Here is a 22,034-nt window from a genome sequence, read left to right as displayed (position 1 = left end):
TCATTATAGCGGAACGGACGGCCGGAATGCGAACAGCCGATCGGTTTTCCCTTGTCCACATAATCGACCGGGCCCCGTCATAGGGTGTATTAGAAACCTCGGCGAAAGGCGGATGGCAACATGGGAGGATTCTGGTCCACAACCGTTCTCGATTTTTTCATCGCCCTGGGTGTCGTCCTCGGGGGAAGCCTGCTGGGAGGGATCGGCTACTTGTTCGGGGACGAACCGCCGATGAGCAAAATGGTCTACCTGGCCGACCAACTGAAGATCTGGGCCATGGTCGCCGCCATCGGAGGAACCTTCGACGCCATCCGAGCGTTTGAAATCAACCTCCTCGGAGGTCAACTCGAAGAGGTCGCCCAACAGCTGGTATTCATTTTCAGTTCCTTCATCGGTGCCCACACCGGGTATCTGCTGATCCGCTGGCTGATCCAAGGGGATTGGTAGAATGATGACCGCTCGCTTCTTTCGTTCAAGGGTGATGATCCGCGTGGCCGTCTCCTTTTTTTTCGGCCTGATCACCGGGATGGTGGTCATGCTCCTTTGGACGGGACAGAAGTTGGACGGCATGTATCTGGAGCGATCCGCCCTCTATTACGCAAACAACCAAAAAAACAAAGAAATTCTCCGCCTGCAGGAGGAGCTGGACAAAGACGCCCGGCGACAGGAAAACTCCGAGCAGATCCACAAAATCCAGGTGGAAGTGATCAGTCCCCTCCGATACGGGCAGGAAGAGATCAAGGCACAGGTGGAAACCCTGGTGGACCCCTTCATCGGAAAATCGGTCACCTGGATCAGCAACAATCCCGACCTCTTGGACACCATCCTGCGGAACCGGACCATCTTTCTTTCCGACGACAACAACCGCAAGACCGAAATCCGCCTCCGCCTGAAATACATCGCCTTCATCGAATCGACGCTGAAAATCTGGGTGGAAGCCCTTGAAGCGGCGGAGCCCGAGAAACCCGCCAATTAGCGGGAAAATGTCATGGACTCGACACACTCGCAAGATTCACAATCGACCTTTTTCTGGTATTATAGTTTATGGGAGGGGGTTTTAAGAAAGGGGGAGTCACCGTGATCATCAACCGCAAAAGCCTGGCCAGAAAGAAACTGGAAAGCCTGAAGCGGGGTTATTCCGCCTACGCCGAGACAGAAGAAGTGGCCCGGCTGATCGAGAAGGAACTGGCCCATTTGAACATGCCCGTATACATCGACCGGACTCCGATCGGTTGGTGGTTCATCCCCGAAAAAACGAAACAAACCACTCTTCATTGATTCGGCTGTCTCCAATATTGCATGATTTCGCGCCTCACCCCCAGAGGGTGCGGGCGTGTCGCATACATAGCCCCGTTTTAAACGGAACATACGGACGTAGCAGCAGTTGCGAAAACCGGGAAAGGGGTGTGCCGCGCCACATGCCCGCATTGCAAAGCGCTCCGCGGCACACCCCTAGCCGTTCTTCACACGCGTTCCGGTTTTCACCGAATTCCCGCTTTCGGAAGATGTCTCGAAAACGATGGGAGGATACAGATGATTTCCCTTGTTCTGTTCATTGTCGTGATCATCGCCACCATTTTCTTCTTCGCCAACAGTTACGCTACCCGCAGGACCGAAGGAGTCAAGAGGAAACAGTACCAGGCGAAAACCAACATCAGCATGGGCATCCTGTTCGTCGCCATCGGCGCGTCCCAATTGCTTCTGCCCGTCCAGCACTGGTTTCGCGCCCTGCTGATCACCTTCATCTTCGCCGTCGGGCTGATCAACCTGTTCTACGGCATCCGCAACTGGCGAAAATTCCGGACCGCGGCGGAAGAAAAATAAAACAAAGCCCCAGACCCGGCCGACCGCCGGGTTTTGACGTGTCCGGGGAACGTTTTCAAAGGCAGGGGAGGGGGACTCGTCGCTTCCCAACATGTTGACTCACACCCGACTCCCCTCACAATTTGTCCATCTGCGGGGAAGGCGCCCTCCCGGAAATTGTGCGGTAGATCTCCTCCAGGGTCGTCTCGTGAATGTGAAGGTCCGCCAATTTTCTTCCGCCCTTCTCCAAAGAACGAAGAATCCTCACCTTCTCTTCTCTCCGGCAAATCAATTCGGCCCAATCCCCCATCCGGTTGACGGCAACTCCCAATTCCCGGGACAACCCGTCCGGATCTTGGGGGACCTCAAACCGAACCCGGATCCGGATTTCGGTGGGATGCCTCGCTTTGAGGCCGTCCAAGGTTCCCAAATAGTAGAGTTTTCCCTCATTCAGGATGGCGATCCGATCCGCCAAGGACTCCACCTCATAAAGATCGTGGGAAGCGAACAAAACGCTGATACCTTCCCGCTTTTTCCGACGGATGATTTCCTTGAACCGGGATGACCAATAGGGATCCAATCCGGAAGTGGGTTCGTCCAATATCAGGAGCGGCGCCTCATCCAAAAGCGCGACCGCCAATCCCAGGCGTTGCCTCATTCCCTTGGAAAAACCGCCGATTTTCTTATCCTTGAACCCCAACAGTCCCACGACATCCAGCACTTCCTCGCACCGGTGCCGGGGAATCCTCTGCAGTCTGGAGAAGAAGCGCAACGTCTCACCCGCCGTAAGATTGGGATAAAGGGACATCGTCTCCGGCAAAAAGGAGAAATATCTTTTGACTTCCTTTTTGAAGGGCAGAACCTGTTCTCCGTTCATCCGAATTTGTCCGGAATCGGGTTGAATCAGGCCGGTCATCATCCGAATCAGGGTGCTTTTTCCCGCTCCGTTGGGTCCCAAGAGCGAAAAAATTTCTCCACGTTTGATTTCAAAGGATAGATCGTTCACCGCTTTTTTTCCGTTATATTTTTTGGAAACATGTTCCACCACCACACAGGAAGTCACACTCCTCCCCTCCTTTGAAAGACAGAAATGGCAAGGAACAGTGGGACAATCATCCAGACCGCGATCCCCGACAGCAGAAGAATTTCGCTTGAAACGCCGCTCAACAGCCGTGTCAACGACACCAGGCTGGGCCCGAAAACCGTATCTCCTCCCAGATGCACGATTCCCAGGATGCGGACGGAGTCGACGGGGTTTGCCAACAGGCAAACCAGTAGAAAATAATCGACCATTTTACCGGTAAATAACTTCGCTCCCCCCATGACGGCAAAGTCATACAGCATCACCGCGACCGACCAGACGACGATGCCGCCGACCACGGAGGTCACCCGCCTTTTCGCCGCAGCGGAGATCAGGATGGCCAAGCTGAGAAAAGAGAGTGTCAACAGGATGGAAAGCAGTACAAACATGAAATACGCTTTCGCCTCGGAGGGGGACAAGAGGAAGGCGGTGAGGATGCCGATCAGACCAAAACCGATCATGATGGCAAATACCATGGATGCCGCAAGGCCCAGATACTTGCCCAAAACCAGTTCAGCGGCCGTCACCGGTTTGGACATCAGCAGCATCAACGTGCCCTGCTCACGTTCCCCGGTGATGGACGATCCGCCTAAAATCAGCGTGAACAAGGGAATGACAAACAAGATCAGATTTAAAAGGCTGGCCGTCGTGCGATTAAAACTCTCAAAACCGATCCCGCCGCTATCCGCCAACCCAAAATAGGAAATGGAAGCGGACAGCAGGAAAAAGAACACCACAAACACGTGAAACCAACGGTTGCGAACGGCATCCAACATTTCCTTCTCGGCGACGACACCCACCGTTTCCAGCTTGATCTTCCACGCCGGCTTCAATGTTTCGCCTCCTCATCCCGGGCGTGACGGAGAATTTCCCCCCAGGTTGTCTCTTTCGCCCCGTTTTCCTTCCGGATGAACTCTTGCAGACGATTCGCTTCCCGGAAAGCAATAATGCCCGAATCCATCGGTGTGTGAAGATCGGATTCCGCAAAGAAGGCTTCGTCGGCCCGAAGCCACTCCTTGCTGTGAAAATCCCGGACATACGCCGCTCCGTCCGTGTCATTTTTGCGAAGGTAGCCGGCCAAACACCCGATATCGTCAAATTTGAGCACTTCCCCGTCCTTTTGCACCAATTCCGCAGCAAAGGGTCCGTCCGACACGCTCATGTTGCACGAGGCGCACGCGTCCACCGTTTCATCGATCGGTTGAGGACCCGAATCTCCGTTGCATCCCCCGACCACCGCCAGCATCAGGATCAACACCAACCCCGCCTTGGAAGAATGGGCGATCCCCATCATTTCAACCTCCCGTTCGCCGGTTTGTCATCACCGGTTTCTTCTGTGTACGGTCCAAAACGCTCCTCCGCCCGTCAAAAGCAGGGCCGCGGAAATCACCCATGCGAAAGCCGCTTTCCCGCCCGCTTCCGAGCGTCGTCGCAATCGGTCGTAGGTTTCATGACGGACGGGTTTCATCAGCGGATACGGATCCGTCACACTCGGCCGGGAGACAACGGGAAACCAGCGGTCAATCGCCTCGAGCATTTTGGCCGTCGGACTCTGAATGAAGAGACGGGTGTGCGGATATTTGGTCATCAAATACTCAAACAGGTTGCCGGATTGATATTTCGGCTTACCGATTCCCTCCCCGTCTACATCCACTCCCTCATAATCGCTCCAGTAATTGCCCCTCTCCTCCTTGAACCAGTCGATTTTCGTCGTTTGCTCATTGATCGCCAATTGTTGCAGGTTGTCGATGAAATTGTTCTGGTAGACAGCCCCGTCCCAATTGCTGCCCAGCATTTCCATTCCGATGTCATTGGCCAGGAAGGTGTTGTGGTGGATTTGGATGTTTCGGGACAAATCACTGAAGACGCCGATGGAGTTGTGCAGGAACAAATTGTCGTAGGCTTCGCTGTCCTCCACGGTTTGGAAAAACATCCCGAAGGAACGCAGCCCCTGGCTGTTCTCAAACCGGTTGTTTGTCAATTTCACCCGTTTGGAGTACATGATCGCCGCTCCCGACACGTTGCGAAGAAACACATTCCCCTCAAACACATTGTCATCGGACCACATATAGTGGACACCGTACCGGGAATCCTCCACCCGGTTGGAGTGAAGCCGGTTGCGGTGGGAAAACTCCACATAGATCCCGTCCCGCACATGGCGAAAGCGGTTTCTCTCCACCCGGTTGCCGTGGGAATAATAGATTTGAAGACCGTTCCCCCGCTCGGAAAAGGAGCGCTTTTCCCGGCCGACGATATCGTTTCCCCGGATCACATGGTTGCTCGACTTTTTCAGGTAAATGCCGAAGAGGGATCGCCGAATCCGATTGTTTTCGATGCGGGCGCCGTCCCGGTTCACCATGATGGCGGCGTCGTTTTTCAAATAGTTGAGCCCACCGGAGGAAATCTCAAACCCCCTGATGGTCACCCCGGGGTGATCAATGGTGATCACATTCCCCTCTCCGTCGCCGATGATTTTCGCTCGTCCCTCCTCCACCGCCTCCAGAGTGACGGATCGGTCGATCACCAGATTTCCGCGGTATTCACCGGGATAAACGCGGATCACGTCGCCGTTCTCCGCCTCGCGCAGGGCCTCGGCCAGTTGCGCATTGGGCTTCCCTTCGCCCACTTCCCGGACGGCGGATTCCGCTTTTTCCGGCATCCACACGAAAAGGATCGCTATGAAGAACAAGCAGAGGATGACTTTTCGTTCCACAGCCGATCCCCCCAGAGCCCCAGCGCTATTGCCACCATCCCGAGAAGCAGGAAATAGAAACCTCTTTTAAAACCGGTATACGTCGTAAAATTGGCCAGCTGATTCTCCCCCACGACCGGCGGTACAAAGGGATCGATTTGTATCGGTGCCCGGGGATCCAGTTGCGTGCCGAAAGTATGCAGCCAATGATACATGTCGTATATCCCGAAAATCCCTCCGATCGCGATCAGACCGATCATCACATGGCCCAACCTCTTGGATCCGGCAGCGGCGGTGAAGGCAAAGCCGATTGCAATTCCCCAAATCGCATAGGGGATGTACTGAAACTCCGGAAAATCCTCCTCATGGATCTCTTTCATGCCGATATAATGGTTCAAAATGTTGATCGTATCCAATTGCCCCTCCAGCTTGTAGGGATAAACGTATAGATTCAAGCCTTCGGGATACATGGTCGCGATCAGCTTCATCCCCCACCAGGGAAAGTAGACGGATATCACCAACAGGGCGGCTCCGACCAAGATCAGTCCCCGGGAGCGCATGGACATTCGGGAGCGCTTCAGTCCCACTGGAATCCCTCCTGTTTCATGCTGCAGAGAGGGGTGTTTCCCCTCTCTGCAGCAGATGATGGGCCGTTATTTCTTGGGTTTGACCAGGAGATAACCCTGCATTTCCTGGTGGAGCGCCGAACAGAAGTTGGAGCAGTAGAAGGGATACACTCCCGGCTTGTCCGCCACAAATTCGATCTTTTTCGTCTCTCCGGGCTGCACTTCCACATCGATGTCATAGAGGTTGATGGCGAAGCCGTGGGTGATATCCTGGTCCAGATCGATGTTGGTCAAATAGATCGTCACCTTGTCTCCTTCGTTGACCTCGATCTTATCCGGATAGAACCGGGTCCGGACCGCCAAACCGTGTACCGTCACATGGTTTCCCTCGCGCTCGATGCGCACATCTTCCTTCTTCCAGACCGAGTGGGGGCGCTTCTCATCTTTTTCGTACTTCAGTATCGGCTTGATTTTATCCGCTTTGACCATTTGCGCGTAATGGGGTTCCGGATCGATCGGCGCCTCGTTGATCACCTTCATTTTGTCTCCGGAAATGTCGATCAGCTGCATATTTTCCGGATGGGAGGGTCCGACAGAAAGATGCCGGTCCTTGGAAAGCTTGTTCAGCGCCACCAGGTATTTCCCGTCCGGAGACACCGTGTCCCCTTCCGCGGCGGAACTGTGGCCGGGACTGTAGTGAACGGTCACTTTGTCCAGCACCTTCCATTCGCCCAGCTTCCACTTGGCCACGGCGCTTTCCACAAACAACGTGGTGTAGGCGTAACCGTCCGGTCCGAACTGGGTGTGGAGAGGGCCCAATCCGACCTTCACCGTTGCCTCTTTCACCGACTCGAAATTGACGACGGGCAGTCCTTTTTTCGTCCCGGAGAAATCTTCCTTTTCAATGGCCTTGATGAACTTCTTGAAATCGTACACCGTCACCGTGGGATCCAGTTTGCCGCTACCCACGATCCAGCGACCGTCCGGAGAAACGTCAACCCCGTGGGGGCTTTTGGGCAGCGGAATCAAATAGGCGATTCCTTTCACCTTCGTCGGATCCACCACTTTGACGCCGTTGATCACCTCAAACTTCTTGTCCTTAACGGCTTGTTCCGCTTTTTTCCAGTTAATCGCGACCAGATAGTCGGTTTCGTTGGCGGATGCGTTGATCTCCAAAAGCTCCGTCGCTTCTTCCGTGTTGTAGGTGGTGAAGAAGGCCCAGTCGCCGCTGATTTTCTTCCCGGCATCGGAGAGATCGTAGTTCCAGGGCGGCAGTTTCAACTGCCAGGCGACCTTCATCTTGCCTGTCTTCTGGTCGATTTTCTGGGCAGACAAGGCTCCATGGTACTCTTTACTGTATTTGTCCAGGGGCGCATATTTCCCGCCCATGGGAACGGAAAAACGTGTCGCCATCATGAAATATTCCGTGTTGGGCGTAACAAACGCCGCCGAATGGGGGCCCATAATGTTGGGGATCGGACCCAAGATCTGCTTCGTGGTAAAGGTTTTCAAATCGATCATCGCCGCCCGGTTGTTGGCGTTATCATTGACGTAAAGAAAGCGTCCGTCATACTCGCCGTCGGTTTCACTGAGGGCCGGATGGTGCAAATCCCCCCAGGTGTAGCCGCCGAGCATTTTTTTGGACTCCTCGTCCCAACCATATCCGGTGGCGGAATCCCGGCTGAAGACGGGAATCGTGCGAATTCTGCGCATGGATGGAATTCCAATCACATATACCTGCCCCGAATGCCCTCCCGAGGCAAACATATAATACTCATCCTTTTTACCGGGAGGGACAAAAGCACCGGAAACCGCCTGCTCTCCCTCCGTTGTCGGGGCCGGACTGACATAGCTGACGATGGAACCGGCCACAAGTCCCAGGATTACTCCCAGTGCCACGGGAACATACCATTTCCCCAGCTTCATGTTTTCACCTTCCTCAGTCTTTTGTGGGTCCGTCTCGTGGTTCAACAATTTTCGCTCAGGCTCCAGTGGTCTCAGCCCAGAAACAAAAGAATTCCCGCAAAGCCGATAACCAGTCCCACCGCAAACAATACCACCCACCGAAGCGTCGGATTCACTGTAAATCCACCTTCTTCCCAATGAATCGGATTCCGTGAGAAGGGACGGACGGCATCTCTTAACACGATCGCGGAGAGTTCCCGTTTTCACCTCCCGCGCAAAATACGGTACAGTTTTTATCAAATCATCAAGTTATTGTTATAAATGTGATTATTTTCACTCTAAATGCCGACAGTTATGTATTTTCTGTGGAGCGCGAGCGCCATCCATTCATTTCTTCTCGCTCCACCTTAATGAAATCAAAACCGAATCAGCATAATTGTGATTCAGAACACAAATTGTTTGTACGTTTTTTGCCCGTATAAGGGCAAATTATTGATCCTTCATATTTAAAAAGGGGTGTTTCGTGATAAAAATCACATATAGCAAACCGCCCGGAGCGCGGGTGGCCGGCGGAAAATCCCGAAAAAATCACGCCCCTCGAAAACGAGCGTTTAGATATAAAAGGAACGACAAAACCCGATGGACGGGGTCATCCCCGGTGGCAGCACCTCTTCACGATGGGTGGTTTTAAACATCAGCTGGAAATGAATGCACCAAAAAACGCATGAAGATGAACTTCATGCGCCGTTGAACGTATGGCTTTTTTGTGCGGAATCGGTCCGCTCCCTCTAGCGCCGGACCAATTCCTCCGTCTCGGATATGAGCTGCCGAAGCGTGGCGACAGCCTCCTCCGTACTCCGGCTGTCCTTTGAAGACAGCTTTGTAAACACCTGATCGACCCGTTCCTTGTAATGTTCCGGCTTGAGAGGGAATCGGGCCGCCATCGCCACCGCCTTTTTCTCGTTGATGCAATATTCCTCGTTCTTGGCAAACAGGACGTGATTCAAAGAGGCCACGGTGCGGAAGCAGCACCCTGCCACATAGGAGAGATCATCGTTTCCTCGATGGGCCTCGGCATGCACCAGCGAAAAGGACGCTTCGAACAGAAACCGGCCGATGACGACCACCTGCAAGGCTTCCGGGTACGGCCGGGTTTTGGCCTTCAGCTCCGCAATCCGCCCCTCCGGATCGGCCAGCACCCTGCACAGGTCCACTTCGCCCATATACATCAGGTTCAAATAGGCGTGGGGATGCCCGGTCTGATAATCCGCCGTGACGATTCCTTTCGCGCAATCGTCGATCACCCGAGCAACCCGTCTCACGTCGCGAAACAAAAAGTCCACGTGATATCCACCGATGACGAGCCAGCCGCCGCCATTGACCCAAGGTCCCCATGCCCCCAGGGGCGTGATCAGTTCGGTTCGGTGCTCATCATCCAGCTCCGTCGCGATCTCCTCCACGGACCGTACCTCGAAGCCTTTGCTTTCGTCGTAATAGATCCCGATATCGATGTCGGAATCGGGCCGGTGAGTCCCCTTTGCCCGGGAACCTCCCAGCACCACTCCCACGACCCCGGGAAGCCCTTCCAGCTTTCGCGTCACATCATCCAAAATCTTTTGCACCGGGTCCACGCTCGTTCATCCCCTGTACTTTACCGCTCGATCATCTGCGCCGTCAGCATGGCCTTGGACACCAGGTTGCCGTCGTGAAACACTTCCAGTTCCAATTTGGCCGATTTCCGCCCCATTTCCAAAACCCGGGGGATCAATTCCACTTCGCTCTCCAGCTGCACCGGCTTCAGGGAATAGATGGTCAGGTTCTCGGTGACCAGATCCCCCCTCCGATGCCGCCGGAGGATCCGGATCGCCGCCTCCGTCATCAGACCGGTCAACACGCCGATGCTGAGGGTTCCGAGGGAATCGCTCATTTGCGGCGTCACCTTTCCGCGAAAGACGAGGGTGCCGTTCTTTTCCCGGACCTCTTCAAAGCCCCGGAAAATAATGTCGTTGATCGTTTCCCCCACCTGCGGCTGCTTCTGCATATACTGCAGCGACTTGATCACATCTTGCCTGCTGATCACCCCGAGGAGGCGCCGCTGATCATTCACCACCGGGAGCAATTCGATTCCTTCCCACACCATTTCGTGGGCGGCGGACGCCAGGGAGGTTTTCGGAGTCACCGTGATCGGATTCCGGGTCATCACCCGCTCGATCCGTTCCGTCGAGTCGTGACCCACCACATCCTTCGCCGTCACCATTCCCTGCACCTTCCCGCCGTCGTCCACCACGGGATAGCGGCTGTGGCCCGTCTCCTTCACCTTCTCGTGAAAACGGGCGACCGGATCATCCACTTTCAGATAGACCGGCTTGTGATCCCGCGCGATCACGTCTTCCACCAGCAGAATCTCCTTTTTGATCAGACGGTCGTAGATCGCCCGGTTGATCATGGACGCCACCGTGAAGGTGTCATAGCTGCAGGAAATCACCGGAAGCTCCAGTTCGTCTGCAAGCGCTTTCACTTCTTCCGTCGTGTCAAAACCGCCGGTGATCAAGACGGCCGCCCCCCGTTGAAGCGAGATGCGGTGCACGTTATACCGGTTTCCGACGATCAACAGGTTTCCCGGTTCCACATAGCGCATCATCGCCTCCAGCTTCATGGCGCCGATGACAAACTTGTTGAGGGTCTTGTGAAGCCCGGCCCGTCCCCCCAGCACGTGACCGTCCACGATGTTGACCACTTCGGCGAAGGTGAGCCGCTCGATGTTGGAACGCCGTTTCCGCTCAACGCGAACCGTTCCCACCCGTTCCACGGTATTGACCAGCCCTTGGTTTTCCGCTTCCTTGATCGCCCGGTACGCGGTCCCTTCGCTCACCCCCAGCTCGCGGGCGATGGTGCGGACGGAAATCTTCTCACCCACGTCGAGCTGTTCAATATACCGGAGAATCTGTTCGTGCTTCGTGGGCATTCGCATCCCTTCTTTCCTTTCAACGATAAAACCCTGTTACAATCATTATACAACACAGTCCAAAAACAAAATAAATAGGGGGTTTCCCTCAAGCCCCCTACAAACTTTGATACAGTAAATCGGAAAAGGATGATACAATCCTCCCGAACCCTCCGCTTGTCCGGCTGAAGCAGACATGGCGGGCGAGTGCGCCCCTCAGGAAAACAACCGCCTTCGTTGTCCCGCCCCCGTTCCGAAGCGCCGCTGCTTGCGCTGGGCCTCCAGCCAGCGAAGCCTCCTTTCCCATTCGGAGCGCCGCTCCCTCTCCTCGTCCACCCGGAGCACCATCCGCCAGTTGGCGGCGATCACCAGAAGAGCCAAGGCCAGCCACGAAAGAGCGAAAACGGAATCGGCATCCGCTTCCAGTGCCACCGGCAGCCGGGGAACCGCCATGAACAGCAGGCCCAGGGCCAGCACCAATGCGATTCCGTACTTACTCCGCCACACGCTCGATCCCCCCATTCTGTACCCATCATACGTACAAGCCCCGGCCTTTATGCCAAGATCCCGGCTTCTTTTGGGCGAAAATCGCAGTTGCTCGCGGCGGGTGGGACCGGCTGCCGTCCCTTCTTTTCGCAAAAAAAAAGAGACGGTAGTTCCAGCCGCCTCCAAATAAGGGGGTTTTCATCCTGTAAATATAGTAAGCAATACGTATTACACTCAAGTTACAAGGTATTTACAGTTCGTTGTCGTTTTTTACCTACCATTCCCTCGTTTCGCCGCTCTCCATGACCACGCCTTTGATCCCTTTCGCCTCCAGGTTCCGGACAAAGGCGACCGCATCCTGTTCAATGAGCGGGAAGGTGTTGTAATGCATGGGGATCACCCATTTGGCCTTCACCCACTCCGCCGCAGTCAGGGCGTCCTCGGGACCCATGGTGAAGTTGTCGCCGATCGGCAGCATCGCGATATCGACCGGATGCCGTTCCCCGATCAATTTCATGTCGGAGAAAAGGCCCGTGTCACCGGCATGATAGACGGTCTTGTCCCCCAGCATCAACAAAATTCCCGCCGGCATCCCCAGATAGATGATCTCCTTCCGGTCATCCACGGTAAAGCCGGAGCCGTGGAAGGCCTGGGTCAGTTTCACGCGGCCGAAGGGAAAGGCATGGCTTCCGCCGATATGCAACGGATGGGCCTTCACCCCCTGCCAACCCAACCATTCGGCCAATTCAAAGGGAGCGATCACCGTGGCATCATTGTTCTTGGCGATTTCCAGCGCGTCCCCCACATGATCGTTGTGGCCGTGGGTGAGGAGCACATAGTCCACCTTGATATCCTTGGGATCCGCCTTCGCCATGGGATTTCCCCGCAAAAAAGGATCAATGATCAGCCGGTGGCCTTCATGGTGAATTTCGAAACAGCTGTGTCCGTGAAAGTGAATCTTCATATTGAAACTCCTTTCTTCTGTATCTAGGTTGAAGGAGAGCTCCTTCCGAATCGGCATCGCCCGTCGACCAACCGCATCGCCCTTTCAATCCGCTTTTCGACATCCCCATTATGCCATATACCACACGGCGAAAAAAAATCCTCCCGCCTTCAGCCTCCGCGATTCCTAAAACCAAGCCCCTTTTTTTCACCCGAATATACATGCCCACATACGATGAAGTAGTCAGCTCATGCCGGAGGGGATCCCGAATGGGGATTGCACGCTGTGAAATTCAGGTAGTACCCGACCACACTTTTCCTCAAAGCATCAACATGGTCATGAGCCGTACCCTGGCGGAAAAACTGAACCTCTCCCATTTTCCTGTCTGGGTCAAATTCGGATCGAGAGTCGCCAAGGGATGGATTGCCATTCATTCGGCAAAATCCCCCTTGATCAGGATCAGCTCCCATCTTGCCCGTTCCCTCAAACTGCCGGACCACCTCTCCATTTGCGCATCCTACGATTCCCAGTCGCACTGCTTACGCATCGGTCCCCTCCTCGGGATCCTCATCAACACCGAAACAACCATGAATCAACCGGTTTTCGGCGCCATGACCCGCTTTCTGGAGGAATGCTCCCTGACCGGCCAGGAGCGGGGGGTATGTGTCGCCGTTTTTACGCCGGAGCAAATGATGGCGGAAGGCGGGACCAGCAAGGGTTGGCTGTTCCATAACAGAAAGTGGCGATCCAGAGAGCTCCCCTTTCCGGATGTCCTTTACAATCGGATCACATCCCGGCGAATCGAGAGGAAGCCGCGCCTTCAGAGCATCCTCCGATTTTTGCGCATGCACCACGGTGTCTATGTCTTCAACACAACCTTTTTGGATAAGCGGCAGGTCCACGAAACCCTGATGCGGGATCCCCGCATGCAGAACATGCTCCCGGAAACCCATCCTTATCATCCCAATCGAATCCGGACCATGTTGAACCGCCACGGCAGCCTCTATCTCAAGCCGACCAACGGAAGCCTCGGATCCGGCATCATTCGCCTCATCAAAACCGGACGCTTCATCGTCTGTCAATATGCCACCGCAAATGGAACGACCACCCGCGTGTACAGAAAGATCGAAACGGTCATCACCCACTTGAACCGTCGCGTAAAAGGCTCGTCCTACCTGATCCAGCAGGGACTCCACCTGGTCACCTCCAGGGGGCGTCCCGTCGATTTCCGCGTCCTGGTTCAAAAAAATCTGCACGGCAACTGGGCGATCACCTCCGTCGTCGGACGCATCGCCAACGATCAGCATATCGTCTCCAACCTGGCCCGGGGCGGCACCGTGCGGAAAGCCTCCGACGTCATCGAGGAGCTGGATGCCCATCAGTCCAGACCCTCCATCTCCAAAATCCGGTCAACGGCGCTGGATGTGGCCAACGCCTTTGAAGAGCTGGTCGATGGCCATTACGCCGAGTTGGGCATCGATCTGGCCGTTGACAAGGCGGGAAAAGTCTGGCTTCTCGAAATCAATTCAAAACCCTCCAAAACCGATGACACCGTCATCAATCCGTCCCTGTCCACGCGTCCCTCGGTGATCCGCCTCATCGATTACACCCTGTATTTAACCCGTTTCGCACAAATCAGGGGTCCGTTCCCACAACCCCGAAACCAACCCCGAAACGTTGCCGGGAGGAAACGAATATGAGGACCCTCGGAATCATCGTCTGCACGGTTCGCAAGTCCCCGCCCTTTCACGAAGCAGGCTTTTTCAAGCGCCTCGCCCTGGAAGGCAGGCGGCTGGGCGTCGGACTGCTGATCTTTTCCCCGAAACAGGTGGACTGGAACCGTCGACGGGTGAAAGGATGGACCTTCTCAACGGAAGAAAACCGGTGGGTGGCCGGTGAGCATCCCCTGCCGACGCTGGTCTACGACCGCTGCTTTTACACCCACAGCAGCCAATACAGGGAATACAAACCCTTTGTCATGCGACTGGATAAGGATCCCCACGTTCAGCTGCTCGGCCGGGGACTCGTCGGGAAATGGGACACCCACCTCATCCTGTCCCGAAACGCTTCGCTCCTTCCCCACCTGCCGGAAACCCGTAAATGGGAAGGCCCCGACAAGGCCCTCTCCTTTCTCCGGCAACACCGAAAGATCGTGATCAAGCCCAACGGCGGTAGCCACGGCAGGGGAGTGGCGGCCATCCAGCAAAGCGGAAACGGATATCAAGTGCACGGTCGGACCAGGGAAAACCGGTTCTTTCACCTCACCTTCGACGACGAATCCTCCTTGAAACAATGGTTGAGCCGCTTTGTCGCAACCACCCGCTACGTGATGCAACCCTACCTTGAATTGAACACCCCGGACGGAAGGCCGTACGATCTGCGCATGCTGATTCAGAAGAACGAACGGGGCGAGTGGATAACCACCGGAATGGCCATACGCACCGGAAAACCCCACAGCCTCACCTCCAACCTGCACGGGGGTGGCCGGGCGGAGAAGGCGCTTCCCTTTCTTCTCCGCCACTTTCGCCGGGAACAGGTAGAGGACATCATGGAAAAGATCCACTGGCTCGCGGCAGTCGTTCCTCCACACATCGAGCGTCACCACGGCCGTCTTTTGGAATTGGGGCTGGATGTGGGCATCGACGCCGACGGTCGCGTATGGATACTGGAAGTCAATTCCAAACCCGGACGCAGCGTTTTCCTCCTCACAGGACAAAAGGATGTCTACCGACAGGCGACCCTGCTTCCGATCCGAGTGGCCCAGGCCATTTTCAACAGGCAAACGGGAGGGTAAGGCATGAACTCCATCATTTGCAGAATTCGTCTCGTACCCAACGCCCCCACCAAAGCCGTCATTCTTTCGAAATTCCTGATGAACCGGTGGGGATGCATCCATGGTCAATCCATAAAAATCCGCCTCGGTAACAAAACGTTGATCAGCCGCGTCGTAGGGGTTCGCGGACGAGAACCCGTGATTTATCTACCCCCATCGATCGTCCGACAACTGTCGATTCCCTATCTGGGAGAAACCCGGGCTTCCTTCGCAAACCGGCAACTCCGCCTCGGTCCGGTCCTCGCCATCCTGACCACCGGCTTCACCGGTTCGCCATCCCAGCCCTTCGGCAGCCGATCATCCCTGTTTCGCCAATTCATCCTGGCGGGCATGGAGGAAAAACCCTTTTTCTATGTATTTACCCCGGAGATGGTGAATTGGGCCAACCGAACGATTTCCGGCTGGTTTTATCGGAAAGACGAATCGGGAAACATGGGGTGGGTTCGAATGACCGCACCGTTCCCCGATGTGATCTACGAACGGGTGCCCAACCGAAAATCCGAATCCCTCCCCCAGGTCCAGGTATGTCGCGAACGCTTAACGAGACTTGGGCATGCGCGGATATTCAACCAGGGATTTTTCAACAAGTGGACGGTGCACGAGCGGCTCTACAGGCATCCGGACACCTATGACCTGATCCCCGAAACCTCCCTGTCCCCTTCCATCGAAACCATTCGCCACATGATCGACAAATACGGAATGGTCTATCTGAAACCCAGCGGCGGAAGCCTGGGACTGGGCATCTTTCGAATCACACGCGACCCGAATGGAGGGTACTATTGCCGGTTTCGGAATGGCGACAAAAACATTTTGTACCGGTTCCGCTCACTGGAAAAACTGATTCGCTACGCCTTCGGCAATCAAAAATCCCGGATTCACCGCTACCTGGTCCAGCAGGGCATCCGCCTGATCAAATACCAGGGACGTCCGGTCGATTTCCGGGTTCACCTGCACAAGGACCGCACCGGGGAATGGCGGATCGTCGGAATCGGTGCAAAGGCCGCCGGACCGGGCAGTGTCACCACTCACGTCCGCACCGGCGGATCGCTCCTCTCCGCCTCGGAGCTTCTGCGCAAAGTGTTCGGAATGGATGGGCCGAGGGTGGAAAGCAACATACGCAACGCCGCCATCCGGATCGCCAAAACCCTGGAACATCAAGTAAACGGTCCCCTCGGCGAATTGGGCATGGACATCGGGGTGGACCGGGACCTCCGCGTATGGCTGTTTGAAGTCAACTCCAAACCGGGCCGGCACATCTTCCACCATCCGAGCCTGCGCCAGGCAGGCTGGAGATCCGCCAAGTACATCACCGAATACAGTCTGAAACTGGCCAATTTCCTTTGACAGGGAGGAGGTACACCGTGACGTATCCCACCGCGGGCTGGTTGGCCGTACAAGGGTCCAAAAAACCGTCAGCTTTTATTCCCTATCCACAACAGGTGAAGCAATCACTGCCGGAACAACTTCGACTGATCCTGGGCGGACGCATGACGGTGGAAGTTCCGGTCAGACAACATCGCGGATTTCAACCGTCCGCATCCCTTTTGCCAGTCCGGCTCACGCAAACCCAGCCTCATACTTATAAAGCGGGACCCTTCATCGCCATCCTGACATCCGACGGAAATCGCACCTTCCGGGGAAACCGGAAAAATTTCATCGACCTGATTCGCATGGGGAGAAAAATGGGGGTCACGATTTTCGTGCTCACCCCCAGCGGCATTCAGCCCGGAAAATCAACGGTACGCGGTTTTATCCACCGGCCGCTGAAAACCGGGGATCCTTTCATCCCGGCGACGCTTCCCCTGCCGGACGTGGTATACAACCGGATTCCCACGCGAAATGCCGAACAGCGGAAAAGTGAACAACAAGCCCTTCAATATCTGGGAAAGACCCTGGGGATTCCCCTGTTCAACCCGGGATTTTTCAACAAATGGACCCTATACCAATTCCTCCGACAATCGGGAGAACTGGCTGAACTGGTACCGGCGACGGGAAAGTGGAATGCCGACAAACCGCCGGTACACATCTTGAAGCGTTTTCCGACGGTCTACCTGAAACCCAACGATGGATTGGCCGGCAACGGAATGATCCGCATCGCCCGGAACAGCTCGGGGTATGAGGTGGTTCTCCAAACCCTCAAGGAGAAGAAGCGGTTTCCGGTAAGAGACATGGCGAACCTGCTGAAATTGCTTCGAAGGGTGGCGGGCAAGCGATCCTATGTATGGCAGCAGGGCATCCCCTTGGCCACCTTTCGGGGGCGCCCCTTCGACCTGCGGATTCTCCTGCAAAAGGGAGGAAACGGCAGGTGGGGCATCACGGGCATCGGCATCCGCGTGGCGGGGCCGGATGCCATATCCACCCATGTGCCGATGGGCGGCACCATTGAAAACCAGCAATCCGTTTTGAAGACCGTCTTTGGAGACCGCTGCCGGGAAGTCACTCGACGGATCGAGGAAACGGCCCTGCGCATCGCCCGCCAGATCGAGCGGAGCCAGGAAGGGAACATCGGGGAAATGTCGATCGACATGGGAATCGAAAAGAGCGGCCGACTCTGGTTTTTCGAGGCCAACGCCAAGCCGATGAAATTTGACGAACCCGATATCCGAGAGCGTTCCCTCAAGCGGCTGATTCAATATTCCCTTTACCTGAGCGGTTTCCAGGGGGCGCGCAGGAAAGGAGGCGCATCCCTGTGAGAATCAAATCCCTGACCCCGGAAGGGATGGCCGCCATCCGATCCTCTCTCCTGGCCTTTTGCCGAAAATACGGGGATCGCCGGATCACCCACCGCGCTCTCCGCTGGTTTCAACGCCTTCCATCCACCCGGTGGGGGCAGGGAACGCTGGTGGCCATCGCCGCCGAAGGAAAGAAGCTTGTCGGAGTGATCGCCTTCGGATCTTACGGATTGGAGGAATCCTTCATCGTCGTCCATCCGGATTACCGCAACCGAGGGATCGGGGAACAATTGCTTACCCACTCTCTGAAATTGTTGAACAAGGTGTACACCCGGGTGGCCTGCGACAATCTTCCCAGCCTGAAACTCTGTTTCTCCTGCGGACTGGTCGCCTTCCGACTGATTCGCGGACCCACCGGCAAACCGACCCTCTGCTTGGCCGGCGGCAACTGGAACCCGGCGGAAGTCCCCTGGGGGACATCCGCCAGCGCCTGAAACCCCCGCGCCCTGCCGAAAAGCATCGAGCCCTCTTCCCCTTCGGGGGACAGAGGGCTCGACTTAAAATCTCGGGAAATGTCTTTATTGGATCACCCGACGGGCCGTAACATAGCTTTCCCGCAGCCACTTCATGCCGTTCATGTCATCGTAGCGGACGCCACCGGGACCCCAGGAGTGCAGTATCTTGTTGTTTCCGGCATAAATGCCGACATGGGCGATTTGGTTGGGAGAGTAGCTGGTGGTGAAGAAGACCAGGTCTCCTTTTTGAAGCTGGCTCTTGGGTACGTGGGTTCCCACCTTCGCCTGCTGTCGCGAGGTGCGGGGCAGGTTGATCCCGTTTTCCTTAAACACCCGCTGGACGAAGGAAGAACAGTCGAAATAGTTAGTCTGATTGGACGATGCTCCGTACTTGTAAGGGGTGCCCAGATACTTTTCACCGGTTTGGATAATCCGGTCCGCCAAGGCGGAAGACTTCGGTTGCTCCGGCTTGGTCGGTTGCTCGGGCTGGGCCGGTTGCTCTTGTCTGCCCTCTTCCTGCGGAGGAGGGGTCGGCGCCGGTGCCGGTTTCACCTCATCGCTCTTCGGAGGCGTCTTGGCCTTCGCCTTCGGCACCTCGTATTTCAGTCCGACCCGGTTAAAGATGCTCTGAATCAGGCTATGGGCATCGTCAGCAGCAGCCGCATGGCTTGTCCCAACCGGAATGAACGCAGACACAGCCAGCGTCAAAGCTCCCATCCACAAGACTTTCTTGAAGCGTTTAAAAAACCGCATGGCAACCTCCTTTGGGTTTCGGATTTGCATCCGTTAATCACGTTAAATGGTAACATAAATAACAGTTGATATATTATGCAATTATATCCAGTTTGCATTATTTTCTGTAAAATTTCGCATGAAAAGAAAATTGACGGATGAATCCCCTCGTTCCTGTTCCTCCAAGGCTTGTGAAAAGAAAAATGGCGAGGAGTTTTCCTCGCCTTATCCGATAAAATGCGGATAGATAACGCCCCAATAGCTTGTCCCAAAATAAGATGGTGAATCGGTGACTATCTAAGGATATGCGCGGATGTCAACCGGTCATCAGGACATTGATACCTGAATACTAATTGCCGGGCAGTTGGATGCCGCGCCAGCCGCTTACATTGCATTGGCCAAATTGATTATCACCCACAGCAATTAATTGAAGCCCGACGGTATGGACGCACCCCGCCGCGATCGCCACAATATCGCGCCAACCGCTTACATTGCATTGGCCATGCTTGCTCCAACCCACAGCCACTACCGTGCCGTCCGATTGAAGTCCAACGGTACGCCGCCAGCCCGCGGCAACCGCCACAATATCACGCCAGCCGCTTACATTGCATTGACCTTCATTATTTTGACCCACAGCCACAACCGTGCCGTCCGATCGAAGTCCAACGGTACGCCGCCAGCCCGCGGCAACCGCCACAATATCACGCCAGCCGCTTACATTGCATTGACCTTCATTATTTTGACCCACAGCCACAACCGTGCCGTCCGATCGAAGTCCAACGGTACGCCGCCAGCCCGCGGCAACCGCCACAATATCACGCCAGCCACTTACATTGCATTGACCATGTTTGTTCCAACCCACAGCCACTACCGTGCCGTCCGATTGAAGGCCGATGGTATGAGCATTACCCGTGTTCGGAGCCATATGAACATTGCCCGCCGCGACCGCCACAATTTCGCGCCAACCGCTTACGTTGCATTGTCCAAATTTATTATCACCCACAGCCGTCACCGATCCGTCAGATTTAAGGCCTACGGTGTGACGACGACCCGCCGCTATGGTATCTTTAGGCCACCGTTTCACCCTTAACGACGCTTTGTTCGGTGAATTGCAATCCATGTTTTACCTCCTTGATGCCGCGAAATTCGTGTTTCTGGGCGATCCACGTCTCCACTGCGGGCAACATCCAGCTCGGGTCGGTGAAGTCGCGGGCACGGCCCGAACCCGCCACTCGGGGTGCCGTATAGAATCACCGCCGTGCGCCTTGGGTAGGGTAGGTCCCACAGCTCAAATAAGAGTTATGGGACCTTATTTTTTACCCTTGATCTTGGGGCCTTCTCGAACGTTTCCTTTTCTCGTCCGATTCTACGGTCTCATCAAACGAACCGTCTGCTGCATTTTTTTCCATTATAACTGAACACCACCGGTCGATCCTCGACGACCGTCTCCAGATGAACCGACCTGCCCCACAAAGCGTAGACGTGGGGCAAAGTTTTCTCCAGGTATTTCAAATCCAGCTCGATCCCCTCGTACCGATGTTCCAGGTACAGCTCCCCGTTCCGGAGATAATCCCCGTCCTTGACGACAATATAAGGGTGACCGCCGTTTACCCGGCTGGCGACGAGCTGGTCCCGCACGCGCCTCCAATCCTTGTCCGTAACGGTCCAGGCATTGCCCGTCCGCTCAAACACATACAAGTCCAGCTCCTCCACCAAATCCTTGGTCAAGTAATTGCGCAGGAAGGAAATGTCGGATTCCAGTTCACGCACTTCGAAAATCTTTTCCCTCCCCTTTCCGGGAAGGCGCCCGTACTTCTCCCGCTCCTCCTTCGTGGGATGATCCCAGCGCTTCTCGATGTCCTCGAAAATCTTCAGTCCCAGATAGTAGGGATTGATGGAGGTGGCGAACGGCTGGATTACGGCGGCGTTCAGCTTGGCAAATTCGATCGTCTCTTCCTCCGTCAGGTCCATCTCCCGGAGAATCCGGATGTGCCAATAGGAGGCCCATCCCTCGTTCATGATCTTGGTCTCCAGCTGGGGCCAGAAGTAGAGCATCTCATTGCGGAGGATGGACAGGATGTCCTGTTGCCAATCCTCCAAAATCCGGCTGTGATTCATGATAAAGAGGAGCAGATCCTTTTCCGGGGTTTCCGGAAACCGTCTTTGGACCGGCTTTTCCTCCTCTTTTTTCTCCGGCAGACCGTCCAGCCGCCACAAATCGTCATAGGGTGTTTTCACACGGCTTCTTCTCGGCTGCTCCGTTTTTTGATCCTCCCGTTTGCGCCTCGGTTTTGTCAAACTGGGGTCAATATGCTCCTGGATCGACAATGCGTGGTCGAGAAACTCCTCGACCCGTTCCTTTCCGTATTTCATTTCGTAAAAGCGGATGCGTTCGGCGCTGGCCGCCATGGTTTCCACCATGTCCCGGGAAGTGTTGGAAAAGCGGACGTTGTTCTTGAAAAAATCGGAGTGGGCGAGGACATGGGCGACGATCAGCTTGTTTTGAATCAGACTGTTTCCCTTGAGCAAAAAAGCGTAACAGGGATTGGAATTGATGACCAATTCGTAAATCTTGTTCAGTCCCAGATCGTATTCCATTTTCATGCGGTGGAAAGCCTTGCCGAAACTCCAGTGGGAAAAGCGGGTCGGCATACCGTACGCTCCGAAGGTGTAGATAATGTCCGCCGGACAAATCTCAAAGCGCATCGGAAAAAAATCGAGCTGAAACTTCCGGGCGATCTCGGTGATCTCCTCTATGGCCTTCTCCAGCTTCCGGATTTCCTCGGTCATGGCCTTTATCCTCCCTTTTCCGTCGGAGAACCATCCATCACGGTTTGTACCTCCTCCCTGTTATCCTATGAC

At 55.2% G+C, this 22,034-nt stretch carries 22 protein-coding genes; 9 read left to right on the top strand and 13 right to left on the bottom strand.

Features of this window, described 5'->3' with window-relative positions; translation table 11 throughout:
- Nucleotides 1–120 precede the first annotated feature (120 nt).
- The 4 genes from CLV97_RS07370 (at nt 121) to CLV97_RS07355 (ending at nt 1,824) form a co-directional block, all read left to right on the top strand.
- Nucleotides 121–447, top strand: a complete 327-nt coding sequence (locus tag CLV97_RS07370) for a YtrH family sporulation protein (protein ID WP_106344883.1) — start codon at nt 121–123, stop codon at nt 445–447.
- Between the two features lies 1 nt (nt 448).
- Nucleotides 449–976 carry a sporulation membrane protein YtrI gene (locus tag CLV97_RS07365; protein WP_106344882.1) on the top strand — a complete coding sequence of 176 codons (528 nt, stop codon included), beginning with the start codon at nt 449–451 and terminating at the stop codon, nt 974–976.
- Between the two features lie 101 nt (nt 977–1,077).
- Nucleotides 1,078–1,278: a YtzJ family protein gene (locus CLV97_RS07360; RefSeq protein WP_245891426.1), complete on the top strand. Its 201-nt coding sequence runs from the start codon at nt 1,078–1,080 to the stop codon at nt 1,276–1,278.
- A gap of 255 nt (nt 1,279–1,533) precedes the next feature.
- A complete protein-coding gene (locus CLV97_RS07355) occupies nt 1,534–1,824 on the top strand; it encodes a YtpI family protein (RefSeq protein ID WP_106344880.1) in 291 nt (96 codons plus the stop codon).
- 115 nt (nt 1,825–1,939) lie between these two features.
- On the opposite strand, the gene CLV97_RS07350 is transcribed toward CLV97_RS07355, so the two are convergent.
- From CLV97_RS07350 to CLV97_RS07305, 10 genes are all read right to left on the bottom strand, one after another.
- Nucleotides 1,940–2,866, bottom strand: a complete 927-nt coding sequence (locus tag CLV97_RS07350) for an ABC transporter ATP-binding protein (protein ID WP_106344879.1) — start codon at nt 2,864–2,866, stop codon at nt 1,940–1,942.
- Complete coding sequence (locus CLV97_RS07345; RefSeq protein ID WP_245891425.1) at nt 2,863–3,717, bottom strand: ABC transporter permease; 855 nt, start codon at nt 3,715–3,717, stop codon at nt 2,863–2,865. Before CLV97_RS07345 ends, CLV97_RS07350 begins: the two co-directional genes overlap by 4 nt.
- The gene (locus tag CLV97_RS07340) at nt 3,714–4,175 is read right to left on the bottom strand and encodes a nitrous oxide reductase accessory protein NosL (protein ID WP_170070399.1); all 462 of its coding nucleotides are present in this window, start codon (nt 4,173–4,175) and stop codon (nt 3,714–3,716) included. The genes CLV97_RS07345 and CLV97_RS07340 overlap by 4 nt, the downstream gene beginning before the upstream one ends.
- Nucleotides 4,176–4,205: 30 nt before the next feature.
- Nucleotides 4,206–5,597, bottom strand: a complete 1,392-nt coding sequence (gene nosD / locus CLV97_RS07335; protein ID WP_106344877.1) for a nitrous oxide reductase family maturation protein NosD — start codon at nt 5,595–5,597, stop codon at nt 4,206–4,208.
- Entirely contained in the window at nt 5,561–6,163 is a 603-nt protein-coding gene (locus CLV97_RS07330; RefSeq protein WP_245891424.1) for a hypothetical protein, read from the bottom strand. Before CLV97_RS07330 ends, nosD begins: the two co-directional genes overlap by 37 nt.
- A gap of 66 nt (nt 6,164–6,229) precedes the next feature.
- Nucleotides 6,230–8,068, bottom strand: coding sequence for a Sec-dependent nitrous-oxide reductase (gene nosZ / locus CLV97_RS07325; RefSeq protein ID WP_106344876.1), 1,839 nt, complete (start codon nt 8,066–8,068; stop codon nt 6,230–6,232).
- Between the two features lie 767 nt (nt 8,069–8,835).
- Nucleotides 8,836–9,678, bottom strand: a complete 843-nt coding sequence (locus CLV97_RS07320) for a nucleotidyltransferase domain-containing protein (RefSeq protein WP_106344875.1) — start codon at nt 9,676–9,678, stop codon at nt 8,836–8,838.
- A 20-nt stretch (nt 9,679–9,698) separates the two neighbouring features.
- Nucleotides 9,699–11,012, bottom strand: a complete 1,314-nt coding sequence (locus CLV97_RS07315) for a DRTGG domain-containing protein (RefSeq protein WP_106344874.1) — start codon at nt 11,010–11,012, stop codon at nt 9,699–9,701.
- 195 nt (nt 11,013–11,207) lie between these two features.
- Nucleotides 11,208–11,498: a hypothetical protein gene (locus CLV97_RS07310; RefSeq protein WP_106344873.1), complete on the bottom strand. Its 291-nt coding sequence runs from the start codon at nt 11,496–11,498 to the stop codon at nt 11,208–11,210.
- Between the two features lie 253 nt (nt 11,499–11,751).
- Nucleotides 11,752–12,441, bottom strand: a complete 690-nt coding sequence (locus tag CLV97_RS07305; protein ID WP_106344872.1) for a metal-dependent hydrolase — start codon at nt 12,439–12,441, stop codon at nt 11,752–11,754.
- 248 nt (nt 12,442–12,689) lie between these two features.
- Between CLV97_RS07305 and CLV97_RS07300 the strand changes: the two genes are divergently transcribed.
- The 5 genes from CLV97_RS07300 to CLV97_RS07280 are packed head-to-tail and all read left to right on the top strand — an operon-like array spanning nt 12,690 to nt 18,419.
- Nucleotides 12,690–14,120, top strand: coding sequence for a YheC/YheD family endospore coat-associated protein (locus CLV97_RS07300; protein ID WP_170070398.1), 1,431 nt, complete (start codon nt 12,690–12,692; stop codon nt 14,118–14,120).
- A complete protein-coding gene (locus CLV97_RS07295) occupies nt 14,117–15,214 on the top strand; it encodes a YheC/YheD family endospore coat-associated protein (protein WP_106344870.1) in 1,098 nt (365 codons plus the stop codon). Before CLV97_RS07300 ends, CLV97_RS07295 begins: the two co-directional genes overlap by 4 nt.
- A gap of 3 nt (nt 15,215–15,217) precedes the next feature.
- Nucleotides 15,218–16,597 (top strand): YheC/YheD family endospore coat-associated protein, encoded by a 1,380-nt coding sequence (locus CLV97_RS07290; RefSeq protein ID WP_106344869.1) that lies wholly within the window; start codon nt 15,218–15,220, stop codon nt 16,595–16,597.
- A 17-nt stretch (nt 16,598–16,614) separates the two neighbouring features.
- A complete protein-coding gene (locus tag CLV97_RS07285) occupies nt 16,615–17,946 on the top strand; it encodes a YheC/YheD family endospore coat-associated protein (protein ID WP_106344868.1) in 1,332 nt (443 codons plus the stop codon).
- The gene (locus tag CLV97_RS07280) at nt 17,943–18,419 is read left to right on the top strand and encodes a GNAT family N-acetyltransferase (RefSeq protein ID WP_106344867.1); all 477 of its coding nucleotides are present in this window, start codon (nt 17,943–17,945) and stop codon (nt 18,417–18,419) included. Before CLV97_RS07285 ends, CLV97_RS07280 begins: the two co-directional genes overlap by 4 nt.
- Before the next feature lie 84 nt (nt 18,420–18,503).
- Here CLV97_RS07280 and CLV97_RS07275 read toward each other — a convergent pair whose 3' ends face one another.
- From CLV97_RS07275 to CLV97_RS07265, 3 genes are all read right to left on the bottom strand, one after another.
- Complete coding sequence (locus CLV97_RS07275) at nt 18,504–19,193, bottom strand: C40 family peptidase (RefSeq protein ID WP_245891423.1); 690 nt, start codon at nt 19,191–19,193, stop codon at nt 18,504–18,506.
- Nucleotides 19,194–19,521: 328 nt separating this feature from the next.
- Entirely contained in the window at nt 19,522–20,292 is a 771-nt protein-coding gene (locus CLV97_RS07270; RefSeq protein WP_106344865.1) for an RCC1 domain-containing protein, read from the bottom strand.
- A gap of 257 nt (nt 20,293–20,549) precedes the next feature.
- On the bottom strand, nt 20,550–21,962 hold the full coding sequence (locus CLV97_RS07265) for a SpoVR family protein (RefSeq protein WP_106344864.1): 1,413 nt from the start codon (nt 21,960–21,962) through the stop codon (nt 20,550–20,552).
- Nucleotides 21,963–22,034 lie beyond the last annotated feature (72 nt).

This window comes from Planifilum fimeticola, from assembly GCF_003001905.1.
GTDB lineage: Bacteria > Bacillota > Bacilli > Thermoactinomycetales > DSM-44946 > Planifilum > Planifilum fimeticola.
The sequence above is the reverse complement of the archived record's forward strand: the minus strand, read 5'-3'. Positions and strand labels throughout refer to the sequence as shown.

Bases quoted from the DNA above. Each gene is read 5' to 3' on its own strand.
- nosZ (WP_106344876.1), bottom strand. From the start codon at position 8,068: ATGAAGCTGGGGAAATGGTATGTTCCCGTGGCACTGGGAGTAATCCTG.
- CLV97_RS07265 (WP_106344864.1), bottom strand. From the start codon at position 21,962: ATGACCGAGGAAATCCGGAAGCTGGAGAAGGCCATAGAGGAGATCACC.
- CLV97_RS07300 (WP_170070398.1), top strand. From the start codon at position 12,690: ATGGGGATTGCACGCTGTGAAATTCAGGTAGTACCCGACCACACTTTT.
- CLV97_RS07295 (WP_106344870.1), top strand. From the start codon at position 14,117: ATGAGGACCCTCGGAATCATCGTCTGCACGGTTCGCAAGTCCCCGCCC.
- CLV97_RS07340 (WP_170070399.1), bottom strand. From the start codon at position 4,175: ATGGGGATCGCCCATTCTTCCAAGGCGGGGTTGGTGTTGATCCTGATG.
- CLV97_RS07290 (WP_106344869.1), top strand. From the start codon at position 15,218: ATGAACTCCATCATTTGCAGAATTCGTCTCGTACCCAACGCCCCCACC.
- CLV97_RS07315 (WP_106344874.1), bottom strand. From the start codon at position 11,012: ATGCCCACGAAGCACGAACAGATTCTCCGGTATATTGAACAGCTCGAC.
- CLV97_RS07275 (WP_245891423.1), bottom strand. From the start codon at position 19,193: ATGCGGTTTTTTAAACGCTTCAAGAAAGTCTTGTGGATGGGAGCTTTG.
- CLV97_RS07365 (WP_106344882.1), top strand. From the start codon at position 449: ATGATGACCGCTCGCTTCTTTCGTTCAAGGGTGATGATCCGCGTGGCC.
- CLV97_RS07370 (WP_106344883.1), top strand. From the start codon at position 121: ATGGGAGGATTCTGGTCCACAACCGTTCTCGATTTTTTCATCGCCCTG.
- CLV97_RS07355 (WP_106344880.1), top strand. From the start codon at position 1,534: ATGATTTCCCTTGTTCTGTTCATTGTCGTGATCATCGCCACCATTTTC.
- CLV97_RS07270 (WP_106344865.1), bottom strand. From the start codon at position 20,292: ATGGATTGCAATTCACCGAACAAAGCGTCGTTAAGGGTGAAACGGTGG.
- CLV97_RS07305 (WP_106344872.1), bottom strand. From the start codon at position 12,441: ATGAAGATTCACTTTCACGGACACAGCTGTTTCGAAATTCACCATGAA.